6 protein-coding genes and 1 pseudogene are annotated in these 7861 nt (G+C 62.2%); 3 read left to right on the top strand and 4 right to left on the bottom strand.

What is annotated here, in order from left to right; genetic code table 11:
• The 3 genes from G3N58_RS32875 to G3N58_RS32885 all read left to right on the top strand — a co-directional run.
• A partial coding sequence (locus G3N58_RS32875; RefSeq protein WP_206001276.1) for a PhoH family protein occupies window positions 1-1459 on the top strand: 1459 nt, incomplete at its 5' end.
• Between the two features lie 218 nt (window positions 1460-1677).
• Window positions 1678-2925, top strand: a complete 1248-nt coding sequence (locus G3N58_RS32880) for a C40 family peptidase (RefSeq protein ID WP_206001277.1) — start codon at window positions 1678-1680, stop codon at window positions 2923-2925.
• A 209-nt stretch (window positions 2926-3134) separates the two neighbouring features.
• Entirely contained in the window at window positions 3135-3941 is an 807-nt protein-coding gene (locus G3N58_RS32885) for an SDR family oxidoreductase (protein ID WP_167038533.1), read from the top strand.
• 223 nt (window positions 3942-4164) lie between these two features.
• On the opposite strand, the gene G3N58_RS32890 is transcribed toward G3N58_RS32885, so the two are convergent.
• The 4 genes and pseudogenes from G3N58_RS32890 to G3N58_RS32905 all read right to left on the bottom strand — a co-directional run bounded on the left by G3N58_RS32890 (window position 4165) and on the right by G3N58_RS32905 (window position 7708).
• A complete protein-coding gene (locus tag G3N58_RS32890; protein WP_167038535.1) occupies window positions 4165-5175 on the bottom strand; it encodes an inorganic phosphate transporter in 1011 nt (336 codons plus the stop codon).
• Complete coding sequence (locus G3N58_RS32895) at window positions 5175-5807, bottom strand: DUF47 domain-containing protein (protein WP_167284885.1); 633 nt, start codon at window positions 5805-5807, stop codon at window positions 5175-5177. Before G3N58_RS32895 ends, G3N58_RS32890 begins: the two co-directional genes overlap by 1 nt.
• A gap of 316 nt (window positions 5808-6123) precedes the next feature.
• Window positions 6124-6327: pseudogene (locus tag G3N58_RS32900) on the bottom strand (Tn3 family transposase); the annotation flags it as partial.
• A 1054-nt stretch (window positions 6328-7381) separates the two neighbouring features.
• Window positions 7382-7708 (bottom strand): hypothetical protein, encoded by a 327-nt coding sequence (locus tag G3N58_RS32905; protein WP_167284886.1) that lies wholly within the window; start codon window positions 7706-7708, stop codon window positions 7382-7384.
• Window positions 7709-7861 lie beyond the last annotated feature (153 nt).

Genomic DNA, 7861 nt, shown 5'->3' on the forward strand with positions numbered 1-7861 from the left:
TGCCCCTGCGCCCGCCGCAAGCGGCACGCGCAAGAAACGCGGTACGGCCACCACCACGCCGGTCGAGGCGCAGAAGCTCTTCGTGCTCGACACGAACGTGCTGATGCACGATCCGAGCTGCCTGTTCCGTTTCGAGGAACACGACGTCTATCTGCCAATGATGACGTTGGAAGAGCTCGACAACCACAAGAAAGGCATGTCGGAAGTCGCGCGTAACGCGCGCCAGGTGAGCCGCACGCTCGACGCGCTCGTCGCCAATGCCGGCGACATGGCCGACGGCATCTCGCTCGCGCGCCTCGGCAGCCGCGAGGCGTCGGGCCGCCTGTTCTTCCAGACCCGCCTCACCGCGATCGAGCCGGTCGAAGGCCTGCCCGAAGGCAAGGCCGACAACCAGATCCTCGGCGTGGTGCGCGCGTTGCAGCGCGATCGCGCGGACCGCCAGGTCGTGCTGGTGTCGAAAGACATCAACATGCGCATCAAGGCGCACGCGCTCGGCCTGCCCGCCGAAGACTACTTCAACGACCAGGTGCTCGAAGACAGCGATCTGCTGTACACGGGCATCCGCGCGCTGCCGCAGGATTTCTGGACCCGGCACGCGAAGGGCATGGAAAGCTGGCAGGACACCAAGACCGGCACGACGTACTACCGGGTCACGGGGCCGCTGTGCGCGTCGATGCTCGTCAACGAGTTCGTCTATCTCGAGCCGCAGAACGGCGAGCCCGCGTTCCATGCGCTCGTGCGCGAAATCAACGGCAAGACGGCGCTGCTGCAAACGCTGCGCGACTACGGCCACCACAAGAACAACGTGTGGGGCATCACGGCGCGCAATCGCGAGCAGAACTTCGCGCTGAATCTGCTGATGAACCCGGAAATCGACTTCGTCACGCTGCTCGGCCAGGCCGGCACCGGCAAGACGCTGGTCGCGCTCGCGGCGGGCCTCGCGCAGGTGCTCGACGACAAGCGCTACAACGAGATCATCGTGACGCGCGCGACGGTGCCGGTCGGCGAAGACATCGGCTTTCTGCCCGGCACCGAAGAGGAAAAGATGCAGCCGTGGATGGGGGCCTTCGACGACAACCTCGAAGTGCTGCAGAAAACCGACGACGCCGCCGGCGAATGGGGCCGCGCCGCGACCCAGGAGCTGATCCGCTCGCGCCTGAAGATCAAGAGCATGAACTTCATGCGCGGCCGCACGTTCGTGGACAAGTATCTGATCATCGACGAGGCGCAGAATCTGACGCCGAAGCAGATGAAAACGCTCGTCACGCGCGCGGGTCCGGGCACGAAGATCATCTGCCTCGGCAATATCGCGCAGATCGACACGCCTTACCTGACCGAAGGCAGTTCGGGCCTGACCTACGTGGTCGACCGCTTCAAGGGCTGGGCGCATAGCGGACACGTGACGCTCGCGCGCGGCGAGCGCTCGCGTCTCGCCGATTACGCGTCGGAAATTCTCTAGGCTTCGGCCGGGTTTTTCCCGGCTTTCCCTGGCATCGCAAGCCGCGTCCGGATCGTTCCGGACGCGGCTTTTTTTATCGCCTTGGCGTTCCGCGCCGGCAACACTTAGCGCACAAACTTCAAGTAATTTATCAACAATTCTTGCCGCAGCCGCGTGTGACGGGCTACCATCGCGACATTCAGTCAGTAAACGGGCGTTTACCCGCCCGCCCCGTCTTCATGCTCCGACTCGCGTTTTCGCTGCTGATCGTGCTGTTGCTCGCCGCTTGTGCCGGCGCGCCGCAGAAAACGTCGCGCGGGCCGGCCGGTGGCATCGTCGTGGCGAACGGCGCGTATCACGCGCCGCCGCCGGGCTTCCCCCATTTCGTCGACCACAGCATCGGCCGCGAGGAAATCTCGATCCAGGCGATGAGCCTCGTCGGCGTGCCCTATCGCTGGGGGGGCAACACGCCAGACAGCGGCTTCGATTGCAGCGGCCTCGTGCGCTATGTCGTGCTGCGCGCCGCATCGGTAAATCTGCCGCGCACGACGGCCGAGATGAGCAGCCGCGGCGAATCGATCGAACCCGACGAAATCGCGCCCGGCGATCTGATCTTTTTCAACACGACCGGGCGTGCGCATTCGCACGTCGGCATCTACGTAGGCAAGCTGCGCTTCGTCAATGCGCCGTCGACGGGCGGCACGGTGCGCCTCGACTATCTGACCAATCCCTATTGGGCAAAGCGCTTCGACGGAATCCGCCGCATGGCCGGACCAGCCGCGACGCCGGCGCCGTTCGATACGCCGAGTTATCAGGCGGCGGCGCCGCAGCCGGAGCGTGGCGCGGCGGTGGCGGCGGCAACTGCGGCGGCCGTTCCGTCTACGTCGGGCTATGCGGGTGCACCTGCCGCGTCCGGTGGCATCACGTCCCCGCTGACGAGGCCCGCGCCTCAGGCACCGGTTTACGCAGGCGGTTCGTCCTCGCAGGCTGCGCGCCTTGAAACGGCGCCGAGAGTGCCTTCGGCTGCCGCGCCCGCCCAGCCGGTCGTGGTTTCGACCGCGCCCGCCGGCAACAACGGCGCGACCGCCGCCGCCCAGGCCGACCCGTTCGAGCCGCCGCCTGCAGGTCTCAGCGCCGCGCAATTGCAGGCGCGCTCCGCCGGTGCCGTCGCGCCGACCGCGGCACCGACCGCCCAGGCGAGCGCCTATGAGGCCGTCGCGCCTTCGTCAATGCAACAACCGGCACAGCCTGTGACGAGCGCTCGCACCGTGTCGCGGAACGCCCCCGATGCCATCGACGCCGCCGCCGATGCCTTCGAGCCACCACCGTCCGCTGCGCTCGCCGAACGCCAGGCTCAGCAGGCGCAACGCGCCGAAGCTGGCGGCGGCGTGCAGATCATGCGCGCGTCGACGGCGGCACGTGGCATCCCCGCTCCCACGCAAACCAGCGACGACCCGATCGCCCGCTTTGCGAACGGCAGTTATTGACGCGCCCGTATCCAGCGACCGAGGCTTTTGCTCTGGCGTAGCCGTCTGTGGGTAGCTGGAAGACAGCGCCCGTTGTCATGCGCGCCGAACGCGCGACGGCTGACACACGCCCCCTTTTCGCGCGCCGCACAAAAACACCGCCGCGCGATACGACGCCCGCGCCAATCTGCTATCGTCACCGGATATTCTTCCGACGGCGGGTGATGACGATGGAACTCGGTCTGAAAGACAAGGTGGTGTTGATTACGGGCGGCAGCAAAGGCATCGGCTTCGCGTGCGCGCGGGCCTTCGCGCAGGAGGGCGCGAAGGTCGCGATCGTGTCGCGCGATCCCGCCAACCTCGCGCGTGCCTACGAGCAGTTGAAGCAGGAGGGACTGCACGTGCATCGCACGCGCGCCGATCTGCACGAGCCGCACAGCGCCGCCGATATCGTCGAGGAAGTCAGCACCGCGGTAGGACCGATCGACGTGCTCGTCAACAGTGCCGGCGCGGCGCGCCGCTACGACCCGGAAACGCTCGACGCCGACGCGTTCCGCGCGACCATGGAAGCGAAGTATTTCCCCTACATCTATCCGCAGCAGGAAGTGCTGCGCCGCATGGCCGAGCGTGCGAAGGCCGGCCACGGCGGCGAGCCGGGCACGATCGTCAACATCATCGGCATGGGCGGCAAGATGGCGAGCGACATCCATATCGCCGGCGGCGCGGCGAATGCGGCGCTGATGCTGGCAACCGTCGGCCTCGCGCACTACTACGCGCGCTACGGCATCCGCATCAACGCGATCAATCCGGGCTCGACGCTGACCGAGCGCGTTGAGGAAGCGGTCAGGCTCGAAGCACAGGGCCAGGGCATCGGCAACGAGGAAGCGCTCGCGCGCGGCCAGGCCAAGGTGCCACTCGGCCGCTATGCCAAACCCGAGGAAATTGCCGATGTCGCGCTTTTCCTCGCGAGCCGCCGCGCGAGCTATGTGACCGGCGCGATCATCCCGATGGATGGCGCGAGCGCGCCGTTGATCTAAGCCAGAGGGAGCGTGTTGAGGGGATAGGTGACGCGCGGCGATAGTGGTGGAAGCGTGAGGCAATCGCTAACGAATCGCGCAGTCAGTTCAGTCAGAACAGAGGTAAGACAGCAGGCCAGCGCCAGCGCAGAGGCGCTGACCGAACGAGGCCGGGACTCCCGAAGCCCTCGAACAACCCGCGCCGATCAAACAGCGCGGGCCATCTCAGGCGAGATACACGCAATCACAGAAAGCGGTGACCGAGCCACCATGCGGCACCGGACAGCACCGCGGAAGCCGGAATCGTCAGAATCCATGCCCAGACGATGTTGCCGGCCACGCCCCAGCGCACCGCGCTCAGCTTTTGCGTCGCGCCGACACCGACGATCGCGCCGGTAATCGTATGCGTCGTGGAAACCGGAATGCCGAGCCACGACGCCGTAAACAGCGTGATCGCCCCGCCCGCTTCCGCACAGAAGCCGCCGACCGGTTTCAGCTTCGTGATCTTCTGCCCCATCGTGCGCACGATGCGCCAGCCACCGAAGAGCGTGCCGAGCCCCATCGACAGATAGCAGCCGCCGATCACCCACAGCGGCGGCGCATCCGCGTTCAACGACGCGAAGCCGGTCGCGATCAGCAGCATCCAGATGATACCGATGGTTTTCTGCGCGTCGTTGCCGCCGTGACCGAGGCTGTACAGTCCCGCCGACAACAGTTGCAGGCGGCGGAAACGCCGGTCGACCTTGCTCGGCGGCGTGCGGAAATAGAGCCACGACACCAGCAGCATGAAAAACGAGCCGAGTACGAAGCCGAGCAGCGGCGAGATGAAGATGAACGCGATCGTCTTCATGAGGCCGTCCCAGTTCAGCGAGCCCCAGCCCGACTTGGCGAGCGCGGCACCCACGAGCCCGCCGATCAGCGCGTGCGACGAACTCGACGGAATGCCGTAATGCCAGGTGATGATGTTCCAGGCGATCGCGCCGGCCAGCGCGCCGAAGATCACGTAATGGTCGACGATGTCGGGGTCGATCGTGCCCTTGCCGACCGTCGCGGCCACTTTCAGGTGGAACACGAAATAGGCAACGACGTTGAACGCGGCCGCGAATGCCACGGCCTGCTGCGGCTTCAGCACGCCGGTCGAGACGACCGTGGCGATCGAGTTCGCCGCGTCGTGAAAGCCGTTCATGAAGTCGAAAACCAGCGCGACGGCAACCAGGCCGGCAACGACCCAGATAGCGAGTTGTATCGATTGCATTATGCGTTTTCCAGCACGATGCCTTCGATGATGTTCGCCACATCCTCACACTTGTCGGTGACCGTTTCGAGCAGCTCGTAGATCGCCTTGAGCTTGATCAGAACCTTGACGTCGTCTTCCTCGCGGAACAGTTTCGACATGGCCGCGCGCAGCACGCGGTCGGCTTCCGATTCCAGCCGGTCGATGTCCTCGCACGCCTTAAGGATCTGGCTCGCCTGCTTCATGTCCGCGAGCAGGCTCACGGCGAACTGCACGCGCTCGCAGGTCGCCGTGCAGATATGCGCAAGCTGGCTGGCCTCGGACGTGACCGATTGCACGTCGTACAGCGAGATGGCGGTGGCGACGTCCTCCATCAGGTCGAGGATGTCGTCCATCGTCGTGATCAGTTTGTGGATCTCGTCGCGGTCGAGCGGCGTGATGAAAGTCTTGTGCAGCAGGTCGATGGCTTCGTGCGTGAGTTTGTCGGCAGCCTTCTCGGACTGTTGCACGTTCTGCTTGTGGGTTTCCGCGTCCTGCAGATTGTCGATCAGCAGCTCGAGCTCGTGGCTTGCCGAGACGATGCACGTTGCGTGCGCATTGAAGATTTCAAAGAACTTGCCCTCGGTGGGTGTTAGTCTTGGGATACGAAACATAAGCTGGGTAAGGGTTTTCGGCCTATTTGTGGGTGTGACCGTGAAAAAACCGTGAAATCCCGCTTACACAGACCTTTGCGGGCGCACTGTCACAAAAGCGTCATTGTGCCAGATACGCCCCTTCTGGCTCAGTGCAACTTGAACCGGGTATCTATCAGACGCGGGATTGTCATCAAACCGCCGTCACCCGCGCTTGAGAAGTTCGGCAAACCGTGCCCGCTGGCGAAGTCCTGCTGCGTGCTGGGCGCGACCCGCAAGGCACGTTAGCGCGGGATATTCGCAGAATTCCGCGAACACGCAAGCGCCTACGCTGAGTAATCGTGCGGCGCAGTTCCGGATCGTTCAGATACTTGAGCAGGAACAGCGTGCGGATCACACGTCCAAGCTCGCGAAACGCAAAATACAGCTTGTTCTTAGTGCTTTCGGACCCGAGGCGGCGCAGGATCGTTGACGGCGTCATCCGGCCCGCCTTGATCGACACGGCAACGCGCATCATGTCCGCGTAATCCCGCTCGATCAGACTCCCTTAGCACCATTTGCGTCGACACGGTTCGGCGAGACCCGAAGTTATTTTCGGCCCCAAGCTGTCGCTTCGCATTTCAGAATTTATCTTCGCACCCAAGACCTTTCCAGAGGAAACGTGCGCTAATCATAGCGTTCATCAACTGACATACTTGAAGGAAGCGACTATCATGGGACGTGTAAATTCGACACAGAACGTTCGGCAAGCGCAGGATTATCAGTTAGATGCGGTACGCAATGAGTCTCCTGGCCAAACATCCTCGGCTCGTGCTGCCCCTCGTAGAGAGGCGTCCCCCCAACTAGCAGCATTGACGCGCCCGCCTAGCAGAACCTCTCTTCGTGAAGGCGACACTTATAGAACCATTGGCATGTTGAAAACATCGGGATACGACGCCGATCGCCTAGCGGCCAGCGGTCCCGTTCCCGTACCCTATTTGAGCGCAGTTGAACGCGCTCGGTACCAGGTATCGATAGCAAACGGCATTCTTTCCCAAAAAGGTGAATCAGGCGCTTGGCAACCCATGAACACCGAGGGCATGGGCTACATGTTTGTAATGGACGGCAAGGGAAAGCTCTATGCTGGCGATGAGTCTGTGCTACAACATCACTCGTCTTTTTTAGCGGGAGCCCCAGTCGCAGCAGCCGGGGTGATGGAAGTTGCGTCAGGTCGACTTAGATATATTACGGATCAAAGCGGTCACTATTCACCAACCACTGATCACACAAACCAGCTCCTCCAATTGTTGCAGCACAGAGGCGTCGATCTTTCGAAGGTCCAGATAGATCGCGTAGGACTAAGCAAATCACAATGGGCAAGTCAAGGCGTTGCATTTGAACGCGTTTACCCAGAAGGGACAAGGCGTAAGCCATACTGAATTGGTCCCGGATATTCACCCCTCCGTTTCTCCGCTCAGTCAGGCCGCTGATTTCTCATATCAATCAGCAGTTTAGATCAAGATGTGGCGGATTTTTTGCGAATCCCGGCCGACCCTCAAAAAGCCCCGCTCAGGATTTGATTCCTGACGGGGCTTTGTCTATTGTGTCGCGCCCGGTTAGTCTTCGTATTTGACCGTGTACATTGCCAACCGGGACAGTTTTTCCATGTACGCGCGCATCTGTTCCGCACCGTTGGCGGGTGAACTACCATCGTCATACAGAAAGATTCGATCCGTATCAGGCTTGCCGTGCGTGGACAAACTTGCCGCCGTTTTGGCGGTTATGCTCATGCGTACGGCGCTTGGGTGCGTTTCGTACTCCACCCAATCAGGGCTGGTAGTGCCCAAGGGTTTGTAGTCACGATTCAGAATGATGTATCGCCCGTTCGAAAGCCTTTGCAGGCAGTATGGCATAAACACCCATCGGAAGTCTTTAATGTCCATTTCAGATTATCTAATTGATCGATTCTAAATAGTCCGGCCTGAATAATTCGTTTTGCGCGGCGTTAGCCCTCATGCCGTGAAGACGACAGTGGTCGAGCGGTTGAGCAAAGCGAACAGAACAAGGGCGCAAAGAAGCCGCAGCTTCCTGAGGAT

The sequence above is a fragment of the Paraburkholderia sp. Ac-20342 genome (assembly GCF_017104985.1).
Classification (GTDB): Bacteria; Pseudomonadota; Gammaproteobacteria; order Burkholderiales; family Burkholderiaceae; genus Paraburkholderia.